The organism is Kitasatospora sp. NPDC088742, from assembly GCF_055584905.1.
The window spans coordinates 96,077-115,943 of record NZ_JBVJLD010000022.1 but is presented as its reverse complement, the minus strand read 5'-3'; the positions used below and the strand labels follow the sequence as shown (position 1 = coordinate 115,943).

The window sequence follows — 19,867 nt, the reverse complement described above, 5'->3', positions numbered from 1 at the left end:
TTCACATGTCTTCTTCTATCAAAGCCAGGATCACCGCTGCCCTTGTCGGTACGCTCGCAGCCGGCTCGCTGATCGCGGCGGGTGCGGCGCCCGCCGCTGCCGCGACCGCACCGTCCCCGGCCAACGGCGGCTCCTTCCTCACCGGCGCCGGCGCCCAGGACGCCGCCGCGGCCCAGGCCCACGCCGTCCAGCAGCACCTGATGAGCCCCGGCGACACCCTCTGCACCGGCACCTGGACGCACGCCGTCTCCACCGTGCAGTTCCAGCGGGCGGCGGGCGGCACGCTGGCCTGGAGCTTCAAGCTCTCCAACGCCTCCAAGTCGGCGCTGGGCCCCACGGTCACCGTCACCATGCCCTACGCCTACGTCAACGGCACGGCCGTCAACCCGCCCTACGGCCCGCACACCGAGCCGAACTGGTACAACTTCCACGGCAGCATGAACAGCTACCAGTTCATCGGCGGTGGCGGCGGCACCATCCAGACCGGCAACAAGCTCACCTTCTACTGGTTCCTCAAGGGCTCCAACCCCAACACCGCCGCCGACCGCTACATCACCTGCCAGGTCCCGACCCCCGGCAGCGCCTGACCGGACGGAGAGCACCCCATGGCCGACGAGCAGCCCGCGGCACAGCGGACCAGCGTCCTGGACGGCCGCCACGAACTGACGGTCCACTCGCTCACCAGGACGGACGCGTCCTTCACCGTGGACTACTCGATCACCCCTCCGCTCGGCGACGACCTACCGGACGGCGGGGCCGGTGATCCCGTCTTCCTGTGGCTGGAGGCCGAGGACGACCTCGGCAACGCCTTCGCCGACTACGGCGGCGCCCGCGGCCTGAGCCCCGACGGCCGCTCCACCGAGGGACGGCTCTCGGGCCAGCCCGCCCTGCCGACCGAGGCCACGGCACTCACCGTGCGCTTCGTCTTCCTCGTCGGCGGCTCCGAGCAGGCCCACGCACTGACCCTGTCGGTACCGCGAGACCCTCGACCCTGACCGATCGCCGATCGCCGTCGAGTCCCGCCACACATCCAGCGGGCCACCGTTGCATGGTGGTTTCCAGCGATCGTCGCAACACAAGATCGGTTGTTGACGTCCCGCGACAGCAGCAGGCGGCCCCACTTCGTTGTTCGAAGTGGGGCCGCCGTCGTCGGTGGTACGGGTTGCCGGATTGTCGTCAGTGGCCGCGGGGGACGTACATGATGACGGCGACCCCGGCCAGGCAGATCAGGGCTCCGATCACGTCGGCTCGGTCGGGCCGGTAGCCGTCCAGGGCCATCGCCCAGGCAAGCGACCCGGCGACGAAGACGCCGCCGTAGGCGGCGAGAATGCGCCCGAAGTTGGCGTCGGCCTGGAGGGTGGCGACAAAGCCATAGACCCCGAGGGCGAGGACGCCGGCCCCGATCCAGACCCAGCCCTTGTGCTCGCGCACCCCCTGCCAAACCAGCCAGGCCCCGCCGATTTCGAACAGGGCGGCGGCGGCGAACAGGGCGATGGAGCGCAGAACGGTCATGGCCGACAACCCTACGCACGCCCGGTCGGGGCGACCGTCAGTGGGTCACCGGCGGGGTGCTTCGTCGTGGCTGTCAGGGCCGCGGCGACCACGCCCCCGATGACCCGGTCTGCCCGTCGGCCTTCGGCGGGCAGGAGCAAGAGGCGCGGCGTCGGGCCGGCCACCAGGTGCCGGTCGCGAGAACAACCAGGACGACCGCGATGGCGGGCAGCCACCCGACCACCGCGCCAACTCCGGCGCCGACGACCCCGGCGGCGATCAGGGCGGGCAGCGCGCAGCAGGCCACGCAGGCCAGGGCGGCGAGAGTGCCAAGGGTCTTGGGGGCGCGGTGGGTGGGCTGGTCAACAGCAGGGTCCGGCATGGCGCGCCTCCTCGGCGAGGTCGGTGAAGGGGATCGGGCAGCACGCGCTCCCGGCGCACCGGGTGAGGCCGTCGCAGCCGGCGGCGAGGGCAGTGGTGAGGGTTTCGCGGATGGTGGTGAGGTCAGCGATCTTCTGCTCGACCTCGGCGAGCTTGGCGCGGGCGCGTTCCTGGAGCCCGGGGACGGGGCGTCCGTGGCGGTGGCAGCCGGTCTCCAGCAGCTCGGCGACCTCCTCCAGGGTGAAGCCGAGCCGTTGGGCGGCCTTGATCATGCGCAGGACAGTGACGGCCGTCTCGTCGTAGAGGCGGTGACCGCCTGTGGAGCGGTCCGGTTCGGGGAGCAGGCCGCGGCGCTCGTAGTAGCGCAGGGTCTGGACGTTCACCCCGGCCGCGTCGGCGACCTGGCCCGAGCGCAGGCCCTCACTGGTCACGGCCGACCGCCGCCGGTAGCGGTGGTCCGCTCGTGCAGGGCTGCCAGCACCTGCTCGTGCGCCGGGTCGACAGCGACCTCCAAGTGCACCCCACCGCCGTCGGCCGGGGTGACGGTGAAGGTGAAGAACGAGCAGCATCCGCTCTCCCGCCCGGCCAGATCACGCATCCGTTCCTCGACATCCTCGGCGCCGGCGAGCACCAAGTGCAGCCGGAGTCGGTCCGGCCGGGTCACGGCCGTCAAGTGCTCGGCGAACAGCCCCTCCCACTCGGCCACCCGCAGCGGCTGCTGCGCGGTGGGCAGAGTGCACGACGTCGGTACCCAGCTCAGCTCGGTCATCGGTTCGCTCCTCGCCGCCACCCCGCCTGCGGTATGGCGGGGACGTCTACGACGGTAAACCTGTACCTGAGTACCGGTTGCAACTTGCGGCGGTGCGGGCCCACCGGTTCCGTTCACGGGGTCGGTCAGGCCGCGAGCAGCTGGTGCAGGCGATTGGCCGGGGTGTCCGAGCCGAGCGTCTTGCGAGGGCGCCCGTTGAGCTGGTCGGCGACCGCGGCCTAGTACTCGGCCCCGTGAACCGAGAGGTCGCTGCCCTTGGGGAAGTACTGGCGGAGCAGACCGTTGGTGTTCTCGTTCGTGCCGCGCTGCCAGGGGCTGGCCAGGTCGCAGAAGTAGATCGGGATGCCGGTGACGTGGGTGAACTCGATGTGCCGGCCCATTTCGCTGCCCTGGTCCCACATCAACGAGCGTTTCAACTCGGCGGGGAGTTCACCGACCAGGGCGTCAGGACGGCCGTGGCACTGTGGTCACCGGGCAGGTGAAGCGACACCAGGTAGTGCGAGGCCCGTTCGACCAGCCTGCCAATCGCGGACCTGCCGTCCCTGCCGAGGATCAGGTCGCCCTCCCAATGGCCGGGCACCCTGCGGTCGACGGCCTCGACGGGGCGTCTGCTGATCATGACCATCGGCGAGGAGAAGCGCGGCTGGCGACTGTTGGCCTGCCGGGGGCTTGCGGCGGGCCCGGTCGGAACGCAGGGCACCTGCCAGCTCGCGCCGCACAGCCGGCACCGCCAGCCCGCAGATCACCCTGTTCGCCGCGGACCGGCTCCGACTCGGCACCGTGCTGCCTGGTCACCGCCACGTCATCATCCTCCTGGACTCGAGTGCCGAGGGCGGCCCCGAACTCGTCCGTGGCGTCGCGGCCGCCCTCGCGGACCTCTATCAGTGCTTCGGTGTCGTGGAGTCGGACCTCCTCAGCTTGGAGGGGGAGATCGTCCTGCCGCGGTGGCTTCCCGGTGAGCAGCAGCACGTTGAAGCGTGGGCCGCCCAGTTCGGGCGTCGAGATCGTCCGTTGACCACCGTCACGACACGCACGCCTACCTGGGGAGCCCCGCAGCCGCTGCACGACGTCTGACCCAGGACTGCGCCCACTCCGACTACCCGCGCCTGACGAACCCTCAGACAAGTCAGCAAAAAGTCAGCAAGCATCCACCCGCACCCTGCTACACCCGGCGCTACTTGCAGGACGTCGCCCCCGCCTCAGACGGCAGCAGCACGCCAACCGGCAGGACTCAGCGTCCCGCCGACAACCTACCCATGGCCTGACGGCAAAGTCTTCGAACGGCGAGCTGTATACCGCATGCGAGGTGGCATCTCAGCAGGTCAGCGCACCCGTCCGCGCGGCTTGAGCGGCACCGGCGGCAGCTCCGGGGCGGCCAGACGGGCGCCGTCGTAGCCGTGCACCTCGCCGAAGAGCGACCCTTCCATCCACTCCGTCCGTGCTTGTACGATCTCCTCACCGGATCGGGCGATGAAGTTCCACCACATCACCAGGTGCTCCTCGAACGGGACCCCGCCGAGCAGCAGCAGCGAGGCGTCGGTGCGGGCCAGCAGCGGGAGTTCGCGGCGGCCGGTGCCGAGGTAGAGGATCGAGCCGGGCTCGACCCGGACGCCGTCCACGTCCACGGAGCCGGACATCGAGAGGACGGCGTACTCGAACTCGGGCTCCAACGGGAGCCCGTGGGAGGCGCCCTCACGGAGCGTCAGGTCGGCGCCGACCAGCGGGGTGTACGTGGTGCCCGGGGAGGCGGCGCCGTCCAGGGTGCCGAGGATGACAGTGGCGTCCAGGCCGGTGGCGGTGACGGTGGGGAGCGCGGGGTGGTGCTCGAAGGTGGGGGCCGTCTGCCGGTGCGCGTCCGGGAGGGCGACCCAGAGCTGGGCGCCGTGCAGGTAGCGGGCGTGCTGCTGGGGGGACTCCTCGGAGTGGGTGATGCCCCGGCCAGAGGTCATCAGGCCGAGCTCGCGGGCCCGGACCTGCTGCAGGCTGCCGAGGCTGTCGCGGTGCAGGACGGAGCCCTCGTGCAGCCAGCTGACGGTCTGCAGGCCGGCGTGCGGGTGGGGCGGGACCTGCATGCCGGGCTCGTCGGTGATGTCGTCCGGGCCGTAGTGGTCGACGAAGCACCAGGCGCCGACCATCCGCCGACCGAGGTTGGGCAGCAGGCGGCGGACCTCGGTGGACTCTCCCAGCTGGACCAGCCGACCCGTCATCAGCTGCTTGACCGGGCCGGAGCCGGCCTCTCCGCCGCAGGGGGTCGGGGTGGGCTTGAGGTCGAGGTTGCTCATCGCGGGAGCACTCCATCCGGCTCGGCGGGGCGGGGGCGGGACACCAACGGAACGCATCCGATCATCCGTCAGTTCGGGCCCGCAGCAAACCGAAGGGCGGGGATCGGTCCCCGCCCTGTCAGGTTGCCCGCCGAGACGTACTCCGAGAGGTACTCCGAGAAGGCTCAGTGCCCGCAGGCCCAGGCAGCCCCCGCCGTGGCCGCCTCCGCCTGCGCCCGCAGCGCGCGGACCGCCTCGGCCGGGTCACCCGCCCCGTACACCGCCGAGCCGGCCACGAAGACGTCCGCGCCGGCCTCGGCGCAGCGCTCGATGGTGGAGGCCGCGACGCCGCCGTCGACCTGGAGCCAGAGGTCCAGGCCGTGCTTGGCGATCAGTTCACGGGTGCGGCGGATCTTCGGCAGCATGATGTCGAGGAAGGCCTGCCCGCCGAAGCCGGGCTCCACGGTCATGATCAGGATCATGTCCAGCTCGGGCAGCAGGTCCTCGTACTGCTCGATGGGGGTGGCCGGCCTGAGGGCCATCGAGGCCCGCGCGCCCTTGGCGCGGATCTCGCGGGCCAGCCGGACGGGGGCGGCGGCGGCCTCGGCGTGGAACGTCACCGAACCGGCGCCGGCCTCCACGTACTGCGGGGCCCAGCGGTCGGGCTGCTCGATCATCAGGTGGCAGTCGAGCGGGATGTCGGTGGCCCGGGCGAGCGACTCCACGACCGGGACGCCCAGCGTGAGGTTGGGGACGAAGTGATTGTCCATCACGTCCACGTGCAGCCAGTCCGCGCCTCGGACGGCCTCCGCCTCCTCGGCCAGGCGGGCGAAGTCCGAGGACAGGATGCTGGGGTTGATCTGGGCCATATGAGGGAACCTTCAGACTCGGTGCGGAGCGGCCGGAGCAGCCGTCCGGCACCATCATCTCCCCTGCCCGAGGCGGGCGGTGAGAGCCCGGGGGGCGGGTGACCCGCGTCACAGCGGCGCCCCGGGTCGTGGCAGCTGGCCGCACCGGCCCGCCGCCCCACCCGAGAGGTCCCCGATGGCCCAGCCGGTCCACCCCGCCCGCGCACTGTGGTGGCTCTTCGAGCCCGTGCACGCTCTCACCTACTTCACTCCTGAGGGCCGGGCGGCCTTCGAGGCGGCCGGGCTGCGCGGCAGTTGGCGCGGGTACTTCGCCGGCCGGGCCGCGCCGCTCGGGCCGGTGGACGCGCCGCCGGTGGTGGCCGCCTTCTTCAACTTCGCGCCGCAGATGGTGGAGCGGGCCCTGCCGGACGTCTGGACCAGGGCCACCCCGGAGGCGGCGCTGGCGGCCCGGCTGGACGGGTCGGTCGCCGCGCTGGAGCGCGTACTGGCCGAGGTGAAGCCGGATCTGATCGACCGTTCGGTGGAGCTGCTGGAGCGCGGGGTGGCCGGGCTGGACTGTTCCGGCCGGGTGCTGGCCGCCGCCAACGCGGCCCTGCCGCGGCCCGAGGGGAGGCTGGCCCGGCTCTGGCACGCCACCACCGTGCTGCGCGAGCACCGGGGCGACGGGCACATGGCCGCCCTGGTCAGCGAGGGCCTGGACGGCTGCGAGGCGCTGGTGCTGCGCTGCGCGCTGGACACCCGGCGCGAGCAGCTCCAGCCGTTCCGCGGCTGGACGGACGAGGAGTGGGACGCGGCCGCCGCCCGCCTCACCACCCGGGGCTGGCTCAACCCGGACGGCACCGTCTCCCCCGACGGCCGCCACCGCCACCAGGCCCTGGAGGCCGCCACCGACCTGGCCGCCTCCCGGGTCTGGTCCGGCACCTTCCACCGCGCCGAGCTGGACCAGCTGGCCGACGCGCTCACCCCGATCGCCACCGCGTGTCGCGCCGAGCTGCCCACCCTCAACCCGATCGGACTGCCCGTCAGCAGCTGACCCCCGGGGCCCGCCTCCTCGTCAGCCCGGCCAGGGCAGGTAGCCGCCGCCGAACAGGGTGGCCAGGCCGACGGCCGTGCCGGCGAGGAGGCTCAGGAGCCGTCCTCCGGATGCGCGCTGCGAAGTGGTCATGCCCCGATCCTGTCCGCCCCCTGACCACCCGTCATCGGGGTCCGCCCCCGACCCGCCCCTCAGCGAGGCCCTACGGGGCGACGGCCAGGGCCCGGACGGTGGCGATCGTGTCCGCCTCCTCCGCCCGCTTGTCCTCCCGGTACCGCAGCACCCGGGCGAACCGCAGCGCCAGCCCGGCCGGGTAGCGGGGGCTGCGCTGGAGCCCGTCGAAGGCGATCTCCACCACCAACTCGGGCCGTACGTACACCGTGTACGCGTCCCGGTGGGTCTCCCGGGCGAGCAGCTGCTCGGTCTGCCACCGGAGCAGCTCGTCGGTCAGCCCCTTGAACGTCTTCCCGAGCATCACCCACGGCTCCAGCCCCGGCTCCGGCCCGACCTCCCGCCCCGCCTCCTCGGGGTTGCGGGCGGCCAGGTGCAGGTTGCTGAGCCACCCCTGCCGCCGCCCGCTGCCCCACTCGGCGGCGGTCACCACCAGGTCCAGGGTGTGCCGGGGCTTGACCTTGATCCAGCCCGCCCCGCGCCGCCCCGCCGCGTACGGCGCCGTCAACTCCTTCACCACCACGCCCTCGTGACCGTGCGCCAGCGCCTCCGCGAAGAACCCCTCCGCCTCGCCCGCCCCGGCCGTGACGACCCGTGGCACCCGCAGGCCCTCGGGGACGAGCCGCTCCAGCGCGGCCCAGCGTTCGGCGGCCGGACGGTCGAGCAGGTCGGTGCCGTCGTGGTGCAGCAGGTCGAAGAAGAGGACGCTCAGCGGGGTCTCGGCGCGCAGCGCGGCCGGGTCCTGGCGCGAGGCGGTCCGGGCGGCGGTCTCCTGGAACGGCCGGGGGCGGCCGCCGGGCCCGAGCGCGATCGCCTCGCCGTCGAGGACGGCGCTGCCGAGGTCCAGGGAGAGCGCGGCCTCGACCACCTCCGGCACCCGCGTGGTGATCTCGTCCAGGCCGCGGGTGAAGACCGAGACCCGGCCGCCCTCCCGGTGCACCTGCACCCGGATGCCGTCCAGCTTCCACTCCACCCCGGCCGGCTCGCCCTTCCCCGCCTTCTCCAGCGCCGCCGCCACGTCCGGCGCGGAGGCGGCGAGCATCGGCCGCACCGGCCGCCCCAGCTCCAGGCCGAACGCCCGCAGCGCCGTCACCCCGCCGGTCAGCGCCGTCTCCGCCACCGCCCGTGCCGAACCGCGCAGCATCAGCGCCCGCCGCACCGCCGCCGCCGGCACCCCGGCCGCCTTCGCCACCGCGTCACCCATCAGCGCGTCCAGCGCGCCCTGTCTCAACTCCCCCACCAGCACGGCCCGCAGGAACTCCTGCTCGACCTCGGTGGCCCGCCCGAACAGCTCCCCCAGCAGCCGGGCCCGCTCGGCCCGGGCCCCCGCGCCGTGCACCTCCCCGAGCCGCACCAGCAGCGCCTCGGCCTCCGCCACCCCGAGACTCGCCGTACCGGCCGCCGCCGGCAGCTCCCGCAGCGCCGCCCATCCGACCCCGGCCCGCCGCGCCTCGCCGGACAGCAGCGCGACCGCCGCCGGGATCTCGGACGGCCCCAACTCCCGCAGGCAGTCCGCGATCAGCGTCACCTTCCCGTTCCGCCCCGCCTCCCCGGCCACCGCCCGCGAGGTCGACGCCAACCGCTCCAGCAGCACGGACCACTCCTCCGACCTCGACGGCCCCCGGTTCCCCATCATGCGCCGCCCTCCTCCCCACCACCGCCCCGCCGCGCCCGACCACCACACCGCACACTCCCCGAAGTACCCGTCCCGACCGGACGGAGTACGGACCGCACCGCTTCCCCGCGTACCGCCAACTCCCCCACCGGGCAATCCTGTTCACACCCATCACCACAGCCCGGCACGGCCCCCGGCGGCCCCCTGCGTGCCAGGCTGCCCGTCACGAGCGCTCCCCGGCGCTCCCGGAACCGGAGGAGGACGAGCAGTGCGGACCTTGGTGGAACGGACCGGGAACAGCAGCCCGACGAGCCGGGTCGGCTCCGTCCTGGCCGGGAACCGGGTGACCACCTTCGAGCTGTTCTTCGACCTGGTCTACGTCTTCGTGCTGACCAAGGTCACCAGCGCGATGGCGCACGAGCACGACGGCGTCAGCGTGCTGCGCGGACTGCTGCTGCTCGCGCTGGTCTGGTTCTCCTGGTCGGCGTACGCCTGGCTGGGCAACCAGGCCCGGGCCGACCCGGGCGTGGTGCGGGCCGGGATGTCGCTGGCGATGGCCGGGATGTTCGTGGTGGCCCTGGCCGTCCCGGAGGCCTGGCACGACGCGCCCGACGGACTGTCAGGACCGGTGGTGCTGGCCGCGGCCTACCTTTCGGTGCGCTGCGTGCACCTGGTGCTCTACAGCGTGCTGGCCCGGGGCGACCAGGACCTGGTGCGGCAGGTGGCGATCTCCTGGGCACCGGTGCTGGCCGGGGCCGGGCTGCTGGTGGCCGGGGCGCTGATCGGCGGCGAGGTGCAGACCGTCTTCGTGGCGGTGGCCATCCTGGTGGACTGGGGCGGCGTGTACGTGACCTCCCGGCGCGGCAACTGGCGTATCCACGACGCGGGTTGGTTCGCCGAGCGGCACGAGCTCTTCATGATCATCGCGATCGGCGAGTCCCTGCTGGCGATGGGCGCGGGCGCCGCCGACCAGCCCGTCACCGGCCCCCTGCTGGGCGCCGCCGTGCTCGGCGTCGCGGTCGCCCTCGGCCTCTGGTGGCTCTACTTCGACGTGGCCGCCCTGCACGGCGAGCACCGGCTGCGCGGCGCGGAGGACTCCGAACGGCCCGGCCTGGCCATCCGGGCGTACGGCTACGCGCACTTCCCGATCGTGGCCGGCGTCGTGATCACCGCCCTCGGCGTGGAGGGCGTGGTCGCCCACGCCGCCGACGGCGAGGCGCTCGGCGGCTTCTACGCCGCCGCGCTGTGCGGCGGGCCCGCCGTCTACCTCACCGGCCTGGTCCTGTTCGGGCGGATCCTGCACCACACCTGGAGCCCCGTCCGCCTCGGCGCCCTACTCCCCCTCCTCGGCTGGGCCCCGGTCGCCGCCGAGCTCCCCCCGGTCGCCGGACTGGCCGGGGTGGCGGTCCTGCTGGCCGCCGTCGCCTCCGCCGAGACCCGCCGCTACGCCGAACTCCGCCGCAACCTCCGCCCGATCTGACCCCCCGTCACCGCGTCCCACCACCCCCGAACCGCTCGCCCAGGGCCACCCCCAGCCGGCCCTGGGCGAGCTCCCTCAGCCCCCGAAGGCCACCACGCGGTACAGCGGGTCCGGCCGCGGCACGTCCTGCCCGGGCAGCTCCCGCAGCCGACGCCCCACCTCCGCGACCTCCACCGCTTCCGGGGCACCCGCCGCCCACGCCACCCGCCCCTCGGCGACCTGCTCCCGCCAGTGACGCGGGCTGCGACCCTGACCGACCCCGGGGAACGCCGTCTCCCCGACGACCCCCAGCCCCATCCCCGCCGCCCAGCCCCGCACCCGCTCGAACCCGTCGGCGGCATGCGGCGCGTACCGCTCGCGCAGCCCCGTCGTGATCCGGGCCACGTCGCTGTCCTCGGCGAAGGACGCCCCGCCCTTGTCCACGGTGGTGACCACCACCCCGCCGGGCCGCACCACCCTGGCCGCCTCCGCGAACACCGCCTCCGCCACCGGCCCCGGCACCAGGTGCAGCAGCCAGACCATCACCACGGCGTCCACGCTGCCGCCCGCCAGCGGCAGCCGCGTCGCGTCCGCGCACACCACCCCGCCCGGCACCCGCCGCGCCGCCACCCCCAGCATCCCGGCGGAGAGGTCCACCCCCACCACCCGCCGCCCGGGCCGCAGCAGCCGCTCCGTCACGATGCCCGTCCCGCAGGCGAGGTCCAGCACCGCGGTGCCGGGCCCCTGCGGCAGCAACCGCTCCAGCGCCCCCGCCGCGGCCGCCGCCCTCGGCGCCCCACCCCGGGTCTCGTCGTAACTCCCGGCCTCGTCGTCGTAGTCCAGCACCAGCCACCCCTTCCGTGAGCATCCACCCGTAATTCCACCGCACCGGCCACCGCGCCGTGCCTAGTGCCGTGCCCGGCAAGGTTTGCCCCGTCGCGTCGTTCGGTGCGTGCTATCGGCGTGCCGGGCGAAGGCCCGTCGTAGCGGAGCTACCCGGGCTTTTGGCCGGTGCGGCGAGAGTGCGTGCCGGGCGGCGCGACGGGGCAAACCTTGCCGGGCACGGCACTAGGCTCCCGACCATGGACCAGGCAGCGCACACCACGACCACGATCGACGACCACGGCTGGGCGAGGACCCGGGCCTGGGTGGAGGCCCAACTCCCGCCCGGCGCAAGGATCGTGGCGGCCGAACGGCTACGCGGCGGCTGGACCTCCGAGATGCGCAAGCTGCGCGCCGAAGGCCCGGACGGCGGACGCTCCCTCGTCCTGCGCTCCTTCGTGCAGCCCTTCTTCCTGGAGCACGCGGACGGCCTGCTCACCCGCGAGGCCGACATCCTGGGCCTGCTCGGCCCCACCGACATCCCGGCCGCCACCCTGGTGGCGGTGGACGCCACCGGCGCGCACTGCGACCACCCCTCCCTCCTGATGACCCTGCTCCCGGGCACCGTCCGGCTGGACGGCCAGGACAGCCAGGACAGCCAGGACGCCGAGCAGCGCGCCGATCTGCTGGCCCGTCAACTGGCCGCGATCCACCGCACCGAGGTGACCGACCGTCAGCGCCCCCGCGCCTACCAGGCCTGGACCGCCCCCGAACGCGTCCGGGTGCCGGAGCACACCACCCGCCCCGAGCTCTGGCGGGAGGCGGTCGACGTGCTCCGCCAGACCCCGCCCCCGTACACCGGCCGCTTCCTGCACCGGGACTACCACCCCGGCAATGTGCTCTTCTCCGGCGAGGGCCCCGACCTGCGGATCAGCGGGGTGGTGGACTGGGTCGAGACCTCCTGGGGCCCGGCCGACCTGGACGTCGCCCACTGCTCCACCGCCCTCGCCCTGCTGCACGGCGCCCCGGCCGGCCTCCGCTTCCCCGACCGCTACCGCGCGGCCGGCGGCCGGCTCGCCCCCACCCCCGAGGCCCGCCGCTACTGGCGCCTGCTCGACGCCCTCGCCTTCGCCCCCGACGCCGAGAAGGTCGCCACCCCCTGGCGCGACCTCGGCCGCACCGACCTCACCCCGTCCCTGCTGACCAGCCGCCTGGAGGACCACATCACCGGAATCCTCTACGCGGACGGACCGCCGAGCACGATGCCGCGCCCCGCGTAGTAGCGCGGCAGCGCGTCCCAGGGCACCCGGGCGAAGCTCTGCGAACCGTCCGGGAAGCCCGAGGGGTTATGGATCAGCAGCTCCTCGTCCGAGGCGCCGACCGCGAGCACCAGATGGCCGCCCTGCCGCGGCGGGTCCGGGTCCAGGCTGCGGATCGAGGGGTGCACCGAGAGCATCACCAGCCGGCCCACCGCCAACTCCTCCCGGATCTCCGCCTCGGAGAGCGGCGACCGCGCCTCGGCGTACAGCCCCCACCTGGTCCGGACGTACTCCGCGAACGGCGCGTGGATCAGCCCGTCCAGCCGCCCGTCCGGATGCCGCACGTACGCCCCGGCGGCCAGGCACTCCTCGGCCAGCCGGACGGCGGGCGGGCTGACGCCCCACCAGAAGTCCAGCGCCATCCGCAGGCAGGCCACCCCGCACAGCCGCCACGACCAGTACTCGTACTCCTCCTCGTCGGCCGCCCCCGATCTGGCCCACAGCGGGTCGTCCACCGCGAGCGCCGTCCCGGCCAGGATCCCGGGCACCAGCTCGGGCGACTCCCACTGCGCGTGGTACGGGACCTGATGAGTGATCGGCTTCATCTGATAATCCTCACCCATCCACCGGGGCGGCGCCGACCATGCGCGGCACTCTTGGTCACACCGGGTGTCGCGCTTCCGCAACTCCCTCACACACCGCGCGCCCTCTGCCCACGAAGCACCCGCCCGCCTACCGTGTCCCCATGACCGCCCCCAGCCGTCGCACCGTCCTCACCCTCGGCCTGGGCGCCGTCCTGGCCCCCACCCCCTCCCGCGCGACCGCCGCCACCGGCCCCGACTGGACCGGTCTCGCCTCCGCCCTCCACGGCTCGCTCCTCCGCCCCGGCGACCCGCGCTACGACCCCGCCCGCCTCCCCCGCAACCTCCGCTTCGCCGACCGGGCCCGCCCCGAGGCCGTCGCCCGCTGCGCCGACACCGCCGACGTCGCCGAATGCCTGCGCTTCTCCCGCCGCCACGGCCTGCGCTTCGCCGTCCGCAGCGGCGGCCACTGCTACGGCGGCTGGTCCAGCGACGCACCCCTGGTGATCGACCTGGCGGGCCTGAACTCCGTCCGGGTGACGGAGGGTCAGACCGGAACGGAGGCCGAGATCGGCCCCGGCACCCCGCTGATCACCGTCTACAGCGCACTCGCCCGGCACGGCGTCACCGTCCCCGCCGGAAGCTGCCCCACCGTCGGTCTGGCCGGCCTCGCCCTCGGCGGCGGACACGGCGTCACCAGCCGCGCCCACGGGCTGACCTGCGACAGCCTGCTGGAGGCCGAGGTGGTCCTGGCCGACGGCACCACCCTCCGCTGCGACCTCGACCGCGAGCCCGAACTGTTCTGGGCACTGCGCGGCGCGGGCAACGGCAACTTCGGAGTGGTCACCTCGCTCCGGTTCCGCACCCACCCGGCCCCGGCCTGCACCTACTTCCAGTACTCCTGGGACTGGCCCGACGCCATGCACGCCCTCGCCGAATGGCAGCGCTGGGCCTTCGCCGCACCCGACCGGCTCTGGTCGAACTTCCACGTCTGGACCGGCCCTGACGGCCCGTCGGTCGACGCCGGCGGCATCCTCCTCGGCCCGGCCGACGAACTCCGCCGCCTCACCGCCCCCCTCCTCGCCCGCACCGGCCGCACCACCTCCGAGGAGGTCGTCACCCGCCCGTACCTCGACACCGTGCTCGCCTACGCCGGCTGCCGCAGCGAACAGGACTGCCTGCGCGAGGAGAGCCGGGCCTTCGCCGCCGCCTCCCACTTCTTCGACGACCACCTCCCCGACCCCGCCCTCACCGCCCTGCGCCGCTTCGCCGAACGACGCGACCCCGTCCCCGCCTCCCTCACCTTCACCGCCCTCGGCGGAGCCGTGAACCGCGTCCCCACCGACGCCACCGCCTTCCGCCACCGCACCTCGGTCCTGCTCACCCAGCTCATCACCGAATGGCCCCCCGACACCGACCCCACCCCCCACCTCCAATGGGTCACCGACGCCCGCACCACCCTCGCCCCCTACGCCAACGGCCACGCCTACCAGAACTACCGCGACCCCACCCTCCCCGACTGGCCCACCGCCTACTACGGCGAGCACCTCCCCCGCCTCGAAGCCGCCAAGACGGCCTACGACCCCGGCCGCGCCTTCGACTTCCCCCAGGCCATCCGGTGACCATCCCTCCTGCGGACACGGAGGACCGAGGCGGGACGACCGCCCCTGGTGCCCGGGCGGACGGACCGGAAGAGTGAAACCCGGGCCGGGCCGCATGAGCGGTGGCGCCCTCCGGGCAGGAGGCCCGCATGACCACACCCGAAGTGGCCACCCCCGGCACTGCCACCCACCCGCCCGGCCCACCGCCCTTCCGTCCGTCCGGCATCCAAGGAGACGACGCCGGCGGACGGCCGAGCCTGCTGCCCGCCTACACGGTCTTCGCCGTCACCCTGCTCGGTGCCCTGGTCTGGGTGCTGGTGGTGCTGGGCAGCAGCAACGAGGAGCTGCTGGAGTTCGCCTCCGGCTACGGCGGGGTGCAGGTGGTGACCGGCACCGGGATGGCGCTGGCCGGGGTGCTGTTCGCCACCCAGCACCCGGCGGTCGGCCTGGGCCGGCTGCTGCTGGCCGGCGGCGCGGGCGCGGTGCTGGCCGAGGCGCTGCCCGCCGCCACCGCCGAACTCACGCCCGGGACACCCCTGTTCACCCTCGCCTGCGTGCTCGCCCTCGCGGGCATGAGCCTCTTCCTGCTCGGCCTGTTCGCCCTCCCGCTCTTCCTCCCCGGCGGCAGCCTGCCGCGCTACTGGGGGCCGCCGTACCTGGTGCTGCTGACCCTGCTCGCCGCCGTGCAGACCACCGTCGGCACCGGCGCCTTCGACCCCTGGTACGGGCAGCCGCTGCCGCTCGACGCCGAGCTGTTCTCCCGCCCGTACGAGTGGACCCTCGACTGGCCGTACGCCGTCTGGCTGGGCGACGCGGTGGCCGGGGTGAGCCTGCTGGTGATGACGGTCCGTTGGATCCGCTCGCGCGGGCGGGCCCGGGTGTCGGGGGTGGCGATCCTGCTGCCGTACCTGCTCTGGATCGTGGTGGTGCTGCTCGGTTCGCTGCTGGGCCTGAGCTCCTCCGTCACCGAGCTGCTCTGGTACCTGACCGCCGCCTCCTGGCCCGCCGCCACCGCGCTGGCCTGCGTCCGGGACCGCGAGCTCCACCTGGACCGGCCCGCCCTGCGGGCGCTCACGGGGCTGCTCACCGCCACCGTGCTGATCACCGGCTACGGCGCCGCCGCGCTGCTCTCCTACCGCCTGCTGCCGCCGGACTCGGCCTCCACCGGGCTGCTGCTCGCCCCGGTCGCCCTGGTGATCGGGATACTGCTGCGCCCCACCGTGCGCTGGGCCACCCGGCTGGTGAACCGCTACTACTACGGCGACCGGGCCGAGCCCTACCAGGTGGTGCGCAGCCTGACCGACCAGCTGGGCCGGGCCGTCTCCCCGGCCGAACTGCCCGGGCTGGTCTGCGCCACCGTGGTGGGGACGCTCCGGCTGCCCGGCGCCAAGGTGGTGGTGCGGACCAGGGACGGCGAGTCGGAGCTGGCCACCCTGGGCACCGTCGACCCGCCGGGCGCGACGGCCTTCCCGATGACCTATCAGAACGAGGTGATCGGACAGCTGCTGGTCCCGCCCCGGCCGGGCGAGGCCGCCCTCGACCGGCAGGACGCGGACGTCCTCGCCACCCTCGCCGCGCACGCCGCCCCGGCGGTCGCCTCGCTCCGCCTCTACGAGCAGCTCCAGGCCAGCCGGGAGCGGATCGTACTGGCCCGCGAGGAGGCCCGGCGCCGGCTGCGGCACGACCTGCACGACGGGCTGGGGCCGATGCTCTCCGGCCTGCGGCTGCGGGTGGACGCGATCCGCGCGGACGCGGCCCGGGCGGACGCGGCCCGGGCGGACGCGGACCAGGCGGACGCGGACCAGGCGGACGGCGGCGGCCTCGGCACCTCCGCCGACCGTCAGCTGGCCGAGGTCTCGACCGGCATCGGCCAGGCCATCACCGAACTGCGGCACATCACCGACGGCCTCGCCCCCGCCGCGCTCGACCGGTACGGGCTGGGCAGCGCCGTCACCACCCTGGTCGGCCGCCTCGCCGCGGCCGGGCCGCAGATCACCACCGTGCTGACGCCCGATCCGCTGCCGCCGCTGCCGGCCGCCGTCGAGGTGGCCGCCTACCGGATCTGCGCCGAATCGCTCAACAACGCCGTCCGGCACGCCCGGGCCACCCGGATCAGGCTCTCGGTCACCGTCCGGAACGGGCACCTGGAGACCGAGGTGGCGGACGACGGCCGCGGCTTCACCCCACCGGCCGAGGGCCGCGGGATCGGCCTGCGCTCGATGGCCGACCGGGCCGAGGAACTGGGCGGCAGCTTCTCGCTGGCCAGGGCGGCCACGGGCGGCACGGTGGCCACGGCCGTCCTGCCACTACCCGTCACCACCTGAACGGCGCACGGCCCGTGGGACCGGGACGGGACCGCCGCCTCATGCGCCGGGACCGCCCCGACCGTAGCGTCTGTGGAGTACCGGCTGATCGACCGGCACATGGAGGAAGGACCCGGTCATGAATCCCGACCCGACCCAGCAGGACGCGGCCCGGCAGGCCGGCGACGACGAGCAGGACGCGCGGAGCAGGAAGGGCGGCCCGGCCGACCTCCAGAACGGGTGCAAGCTGCCGGGCCGACCGCACGGCAGGAACACCTCCTGCGTGCCCGACCCCGGCCACTGCCCCAAGCAGTGACCGCGCCGCCAGTGACCGCGCCGCACCGCTGACCATCCGTCACCCGGCCGGGCCCCGGGGCACCACGCCCCGGGGCCCGGCCCCCTTCCCGGAAGCCGGCGCCTACCAGGCGTAGGCCTCCGGGGCGGGCTTGAAGCCCGGGAAGATCTCGTCCAGCCGGTCCAGCGACTTCTGGTCCAGCGTCAGGTCCAGCGCCCGCACCGCCGCGTGCAGCTGGTCCAGGGTGCGCGGGCCGACGATCGGCGCGGTGACCGCCGGGCGGCTCAGCAGCCAGGCCAGCGCGATGTCGCCCGGCTCCTCGCCCAGCTCGGCCGCGAAGTCCTCGTACGCCTCCAGCTGCTCGCGCCGCTTGGCGACCTCGTCGGCCACCCAGCCGTCGGCCAGCCGCCGCACACCCTCGCGCTCCTTGCGCAGCACCCCGCCGAGGATGCCGCTGAACAGCGGGGACCACGGGATCAGGCCGATGCCGTAGTGCTCGGCGGCCGGGGCCACCTCCAGCTCCACGGTGCGCACCGCGAGGTTGTAGATGGACTGCTCGCTGACCAGGCCGAGGAAGTGCCGTGCCTTGGCGGCCTCCTGAGCCTGCGCCAGGTGCCAGCCGCCGAAGTTGCTGGAGCCCACGTAGAGGATCTTGCCCTGGGCGACCAGCACCTCCATCGCCTGCCAGATCTCCTCCCACGGCGTGGCCCGGTCCACGTGGTGCATCTGGTACAGGTCGATGTGGTCGGTGCCGAGCCGGCGCAGGCTGTCCTCCACCGCGCGCCGCACGTGCAGCGCGGAGAGCCGGCCCTCGTTCGGCCAGTCGCCGGTCTGGCCGTAGAGCTTGGTGGCCAGCACCGTCTTCTCCCGGCGGCCGCCGCCCTGCGCGAACCAGCTGCCGAGGATCTCCTCGGTGCGGCCGCGGTGGCCGGGGCCGCCGTAGACGTTGGCGGTGTCGAAGAAGTTGATGCCCACCTCATGGGCGGTGTCCATGATGGTGTGCGAGTCCGGCTCCGTGGTGTGCGGGCCGAAGTTCATCGTGCCGAGGCAGAGGCGGGAGACGGACAGGCCGGTGCGGCCGAGCTGGGTGTACTCCATACCGGCCACCCTCCAGCCCGGCCGCCACCGCTGTCCAGCACTTTCCGGCCGTTTCCGACGGAGCGTCAACTCTCCGTCCGGCCCTGCGTGGCTCAGGCGGTCCGGCGGAACAGCGCCAGGTACATCGCGTCCGTCCCGTGCAGGTGCGGCCAGAGCTGGACGTCCGGGCCCTCACCCAGGCCCGGCATCTCCGGCAGCAGCGGCCGGGCGTCGATCCACTCCACGCCCAGGCCCTCGCGCAGCACGTCGTCGACCACCGCCCGGGTCTCCGCCAGGTGCGGGGAACAGGTCGCGTAGCCGACCACACCACCGGGCCGGGTGGCCCGGATCGCCCCGCGCAGCAGGTCCCGCTGGAGCGGCCCGAAGCCCGCGATGTCCTCGGGACGGCGGCGCCAGCGTGCCTCCGGGCGGCGGCGCAGCGCGCCCAGGCCCGAGCAGGGCACGTCCACCAGCACCCGGTCGAAGCTGCCCTCGCCCCAGGCGGCCCGGGTCCCGTCCGCGACGATCACGCTGTACGGCCCCGGGTTCCCGTCGAGCGCGCGGGCCACCAGGCGGGCCCGGTGCGGCTGCTTCTCGGAGGCCACCAGCGCGGCGCCGCGCTCGGCCGCCAGCGCGCCCAGCAGCGCCGCCTTGCCGCCCGGCCCGGCACAGCCGTCCAGCCAGAGCGCGTCCCGGCCCTCGACCGGCGCGGCCGCCAGCGCGAGCGCGACCAGCTGGCTGCCCTCGTCCTGCACCCCGGCCCGGCCCTCGCGGACCGTCTCGATCCCGCCCGGCTCCCCGCCCTCGGCCAGCCGGACCGCGAACGGCGACCACCGGCCGGCCTCCGACTCCGGCCTGGCGTCCAGGAGTTCGGCCACCGTGGACCGCCCGGGCCGGGCCACCAGGGTGACCGCGGGCCGCTCGTTGTCCGCCGCCAGCAGCTCCTCCACCGCCGCCCGCCCGCTCGCCTGCGGCTGCCAGCGCCCGAGCGAGTCCCAGAGCGCCGACACCACCCAGCGCGGGTGCGAGTGCACCACCGCGAGGTGGTCCTCCGCGTCCTGCTCGTACGGCGGCGCGATCTGCTCCACCCAGGCCGCCAGGTCCTGCGCGCTGATCTTGCGCAGCACCGCGTTGACGAACTTCGCCCGCCCGTCCCCGAGCACCACCCGGGCCAGCTCCACCGTCGCCGACACCGCCGCGTGGCTCGGGATACGGGTCGTCAGCAGCTGGTGCGCCCCCAGCGACAGCACGTCCAGCACCGGCGGGTCCACCTCCCGCAGCGGCCGGTCCACACACGCCGCGATCACCGCGTCGTACGTCCCCTGCATCCGCAGCGTCCCGTACACCAGCTCCGTGGCCAGCGCCGCGTCCCGCCGGTCCATCCCCTTCTGCTCCGCCTCCCGCAGCAGCGAGGGCAGGATCAGGTTCGCGTACGCGTCCCGCTCGTCCACCGCCCGCAACGCCTTGAACGCCACGATCCGGGCCGGATCCTTCTTCGGACGCCGGTGCGGACGCGGGGGACGCTTGGCGCTGGGGGTGCTCACGTGCGGGGCCTCTCACAAGGTGCTGCGGATCTCAGAACGGCCAGTTTACGCGGCCCGGGCCCGCTGCCTGGCGACCCACCACATCACGCACCCGGTCCGGGCAGCCACCAGGGCGAAGCCCAGTGCGAGCGCGCCGAACAGCGCCGACCCCTGCAGCACTCCCACGAAGGAGCGCAGCGCCAGGAAGGCGAAGAGCGCGAGGTGCGCCCCGAGCAGAGGCCAGCCCGAGTCGCTCCCGGGGTGGCCGAACCGCTGCCAGGCGGAGCGCCGCACGGTCACCGTGCGGACACCGAGCCAGCGTTCGAGCACCGGCCGGGAAGCTTTGTCCGACATGAC

20 protein-coding genes and 1 pseudogene are annotated in these 19,867 nt (G+C 74.3%); 8 read left to right on the top strand and 13 right to left on the bottom strand.

Annotated elements, in window-relative coordinates:
* Positions 1–5: 5 nt before the first annotated feature.
* On the top strand, positions 6–587 hold the full coding sequence (locus ACZ6ZR_RS19195; RefSeq protein ID WP_465643792.1) for a hypothetical protein: 582 nt from the start codon (positions 6–8) through the stop codon (positions 585–587).
* Between the two features lie 18 nt (positions 588–605).
* Positions 606–995 carry a hypothetical protein gene (locus ACZ6ZR_RS19190; protein ID WP_465643791.1) on the top strand — a complete coding sequence of 130 codons (390 nt, stop codon included), beginning with the start codon at positions 606–608 and terminating at the stop codon, positions 993–995.
* Between the two features lie 181 nt (positions 996–1,176).
* On the opposite strand, the gene ACZ6ZR_RS19185 is transcribed toward ACZ6ZR_RS19190, so the two are convergent.
* From ACZ6ZR_RS19185 to rpe, 7 genes and pseudogenes are all read right to left on the bottom strand, one after another.
* Positions 1,177–1,512, bottom strand: a complete 336-nt coding sequence (locus ACZ6ZR_RS19185) for a YnfA family protein (RefSeq protein ID WP_465643790.1) — start codon at positions 1,510–1,512, stop codon at positions 1,177–1,179.
* A gap of 73 nt (positions 1,513–1,585) precedes the next feature.
* Entirely contained in the window at positions 1,586–1,873 is a 288-nt protein-coding gene (locus ACZ6ZR_RS19180; protein WP_465643789.1) for a mercury transporter, read from the bottom strand.
* Positions 1,854–2,303 (bottom strand): MerR family transcriptional regulator, encoded by a 450-nt coding sequence (locus ACZ6ZR_RS19175; RefSeq protein WP_465643788.1) that lies wholly within the window; start codon positions 2,301–2,303, stop codon positions 1,854–1,856. The genes ACZ6ZR_RS19180 and ACZ6ZR_RS19175 overlap by 20 nt, the downstream gene beginning before the upstream one ends.
* Positions 2,300–2,641: a hypothetical protein gene (locus ACZ6ZR_RS19170; RefSeq protein ID WP_465643786.1), complete on the bottom strand. Its 342-nt coding sequence runs from the start codon at positions 2,639–2,641 to the stop codon at positions 2,300–2,302. Before ACZ6ZR_RS19170 ends, ACZ6ZR_RS19175 begins: the two co-directional genes overlap by 4 nt.
* Before the next feature lie 125 nt (positions 2,642–2,766).
* Positions 2,767–3,360: pseudogene (locus ACZ6ZR_RS19165) on the bottom strand (IS30 family transposase); the annotation flags it as partial.
* A 603-nt stretch (positions 3,361–3,963) separates the two neighbouring features.
* A complete protein-coding gene (locus tag ACZ6ZR_RS19160; RefSeq protein WP_465643785.1) occupies positions 3,964–4,923 on the bottom strand; it encodes a pirin family protein in 960 nt (319 codons plus the stop codon).
* 164 nt (positions 4,924–5,087) lie between these two features.
* The gene (gene rpe, locus ACZ6ZR_RS19155) at positions 5,088–5,771 is read right to left on the bottom strand and encodes a ribulose-phosphate 3-epimerase (RefSeq protein ID WP_465643783.1); all 684 of its coding nucleotides are present in this window, start codon (positions 5,769–5,771) and stop codon (positions 5,088–5,090) included.
* A 175-nt stretch (positions 5,772–5,946) separates the two neighbouring features.
* On the opposite strand from rpe, the gene ACZ6ZR_RS19150 reads away from it, so the two are divergent.
* Positions 5,947–6,804, top strand: a complete 858-nt coding sequence (locus ACZ6ZR_RS19150; RefSeq protein ID WP_465643781.1) for an SCO6745 family protein — start codon at positions 5,947–5,949, stop codon at positions 6,802–6,804.
* A 202-nt stretch (positions 6,805–7,006) separates the two neighbouring features.
* Here ACZ6ZR_RS19150 and ACZ6ZR_RS19145 read toward each other — a convergent pair whose 3' ends face one another.
* Positions 7,007–8,569, bottom strand: coding sequence for an ATP-dependent DNA ligase (locus ACZ6ZR_RS19145; protein ID WP_465643809.1), 1,563 nt, complete (start codon positions 8,567–8,569; stop codon positions 7,007–7,009).
* Between the two features lie 289 nt (positions 8,570–8,858).
* Between ACZ6ZR_RS19145 and ACZ6ZR_RS19140 the strand changes: the two genes are divergently transcribed.
* Positions 8,859–10,070, top strand: a complete 1,212-nt coding sequence (locus ACZ6ZR_RS19140; RefSeq protein WP_465643779.1) for a low temperature requirement protein A — start codon at positions 8,859–8,861, stop codon at positions 10,068–10,070.
* Positions 10,071–10,145: 75 nt separating this feature from the next.
* Here the strand turns inward: ACZ6ZR_RS19140 and ACZ6ZR_RS19135 are convergent, their stop codons facing one another.
* Positions 10,146–10,895 carry a class I SAM-dependent methyltransferase gene (locus ACZ6ZR_RS19135; RefSeq protein WP_465643777.1) on the bottom strand — a complete coding sequence of 250 codons (750 nt, stop codon included), beginning with the start codon at positions 10,893–10,895 and terminating at the stop codon, positions 10,146–10,148.
* Positions 10,896–11,131: 236 nt separating this feature from the next.
* On the opposite strand from ACZ6ZR_RS19135, the gene ACZ6ZR_RS19130 reads away from it, so the two are divergent.
* A complete protein-coding gene (locus tag ACZ6ZR_RS19130; RefSeq protein ID WP_465643776.1) occupies positions 11,132–12,151 on the top strand; it encodes a phosphotransferase family protein in 1,020 nt (339 codons plus the stop codon).
* Here the strand turns inward: ACZ6ZR_RS19130 and ACZ6ZR_RS19125 are convergent.
* Positions 12,109–12,735: a C39 family peptidase gene (locus ACZ6ZR_RS19125; RefSeq protein ID WP_465643774.1), complete on the bottom strand. Its 627-nt coding sequence runs from the start codon at positions 12,733–12,735 to the stop codon at positions 12,109–12,111. The genes ACZ6ZR_RS19130 and ACZ6ZR_RS19125 overlap by 43 nt on opposite strands.
* Positions 12,736–12,875: 140 nt before the next feature.
* Between ACZ6ZR_RS19125 and ACZ6ZR_RS19120 the strand changes: the two genes are divergently transcribed.
* From ACZ6ZR_RS19120 to ACZ6ZR_RS19110, 3 genes are all read left to right on the top strand, one after another.
* Entirely contained in the window at positions 12,876–14,333 is a 1,458-nt protein-coding gene (locus ACZ6ZR_RS19120; protein WP_465643772.1) for an FAD-binding oxidoreductase, read from the top strand.
* Between the two features lie 128 nt (positions 14,334–14,461).
* Positions 14,462–16,636, top strand: a complete 2,175-nt coding sequence (locus ACZ6ZR_RS19115) for a sensor histidine kinase (protein ID WP_465643770.1) — start codon at positions 14,462–14,464, stop codon at positions 16,634–16,636.
* Positions 16,637–16,754: 118 nt separating this feature from the next.
* Positions 16,755–16,931: a hypothetical protein gene (locus ACZ6ZR_RS19110; protein WP_465643768.1), complete on the top strand. Its 177-nt coding sequence runs from the start codon at positions 16,755–16,757 to the stop codon at positions 16,929–16,931.
* A gap of 102 nt (positions 16,932–17,033) precedes the next feature.
* Here the strand turns inward: ACZ6ZR_RS19110 and ACZ6ZR_RS19105 are convergent, their stop codons facing one another.
* The 3 genes from ACZ6ZR_RS19105 to ACZ6ZR_RS19095 form a co-directional block, all read right to left on the bottom strand.
* Positions 17,034–18,008 (bottom strand): aldo/keto reductase, encoded by a 975-nt coding sequence (locus tag ACZ6ZR_RS19105; RefSeq protein ID WP_452171798.1) that lies wholly within the window; start codon positions 18,006–18,008, stop codon positions 17,034–17,036.
* 92 nt (positions 18,009–18,100) lie between these two features.
* The gene (locus tag ACZ6ZR_RS19100) at positions 18,101–19,531 is read right to left on the bottom strand and encodes an RsmB/NOP family class I SAM-dependent RNA methyltransferase (protein WP_465643766.1); all 1,431 of its coding nucleotides are present in this window, start codon (positions 19,529–19,531) and stop codon (positions 18,101–18,103) included.
* Positions 19,532–19,576: 45 nt separating this feature from the next.
* Positions 19,577–19,864, bottom strand: a complete 288-nt coding sequence (locus ACZ6ZR_RS19095) for a hypothetical protein (protein ID WP_465643764.1) — start codon at positions 19,862–19,864, stop codon at positions 19,577–19,579.
* Between the last annotated feature and the right edge of the window lie 3 nt (positions 19,865–19,867).

Coding starts and splice junctions, on each gene's coding strand:
- ACZ6ZR_RS19195 (WP_465643792.1), top strand. CDS start 6: ATGTCTTCTTCTATCAAAGCCAGGATCACCGCTGCCCTTGTCGGTACG.
- ACZ6ZR_RS19190 (WP_465643791.1), top strand. CDS start 606: ATGGCCGACGAGCAGCCCGCGGCACAGCGGACCAGCGTCCTGGACGGC.
- ACZ6ZR_RS19185 (WP_465643790.1), bottom strand. CDS start 1,512: ATGACCGTTCTGCGCTCCATCGCCCTGTTCGCCGCCGCCGCCCTGTTC.
- ACZ6ZR_RS19180 (WP_465643789.1), bottom strand. CDS start 1,873: ATGCCGGACCCTGCTGTTGACCAGCCCACCCACCGCGCCCCCAAGACC.
- ACZ6ZR_RS19170 (WP_465643786.1), bottom strand. CDS start 2,641: ATGACCGAGCTGAGCTGGGTACCGACGTCGTGCACTCTGCCCACCGCG.
- ACZ6ZR_RS19160 (WP_465643785.1), bottom strand. CDS start 4,923: ATGAGCAACCTCGACCTCAAGCCCACCCCGACCCCCTGCGGCGGAGAG.
- rpe (WP_465643783.1), bottom strand. CDS start 5,771: ATGGCCCAGATCAACCCCAGCATCCTGTCCTCGGACTTCGCCCGCCTG.
- ACZ6ZR_RS19150 (WP_465643781.1), top strand. CDS start 5,947: ATGGCCCAGCCGGTCCACCCCGCCCGCGCACTGTGGTGGCTCTTCGAG.
- ACZ6ZR_RS19130 (WP_465643776.1), top strand. CDS start 11,132: ATGGACCAGGCAGCGCACACCACGACCACGATCGACGACCACGGCTGG.
- ACZ6ZR_RS19125 (WP_465643774.1), bottom strand. CDS start 12,735: ATGAAGCCGATCACTCATCAGGTCCCGTACCACGCGCAGTGGGAGTCG.
- ACZ6ZR_RS19120 (WP_465643772.1), top strand. CDS start 12,876: ATGACCGCCCCCAGCCGTCGCACCGTCCTCACCCTCGGCCTGGGCGCC.
- ACZ6ZR_RS19115 (WP_465643770.1), top strand. CDS start 14,462: ATGACCACACCCGAAGTGGCCACCCCCGGCACTGCCACCCACCCGCCC.
- ACZ6ZR_RS19110 (WP_465643768.1), top strand. CDS start 16,755: ATGAATCCCGACCCGACCCAGCAGGACGCGGCCCGGCAGGCCGGCGAC.
- ACZ6ZR_RS19105 (WP_452171798.1), bottom strand. CDS start 18,008: ATGGAGTACACCCAGCTCGGCCGCACCGGCCTGTCCGTCTCCCGCCTC.
- ACZ6ZR_RS19095 (WP_465643764.1), bottom strand. CDS start 19,864: ATGTCGGACAAAGCTTCCCGGCCGGTGCTCGAACGCTGGCTCGGTGTC.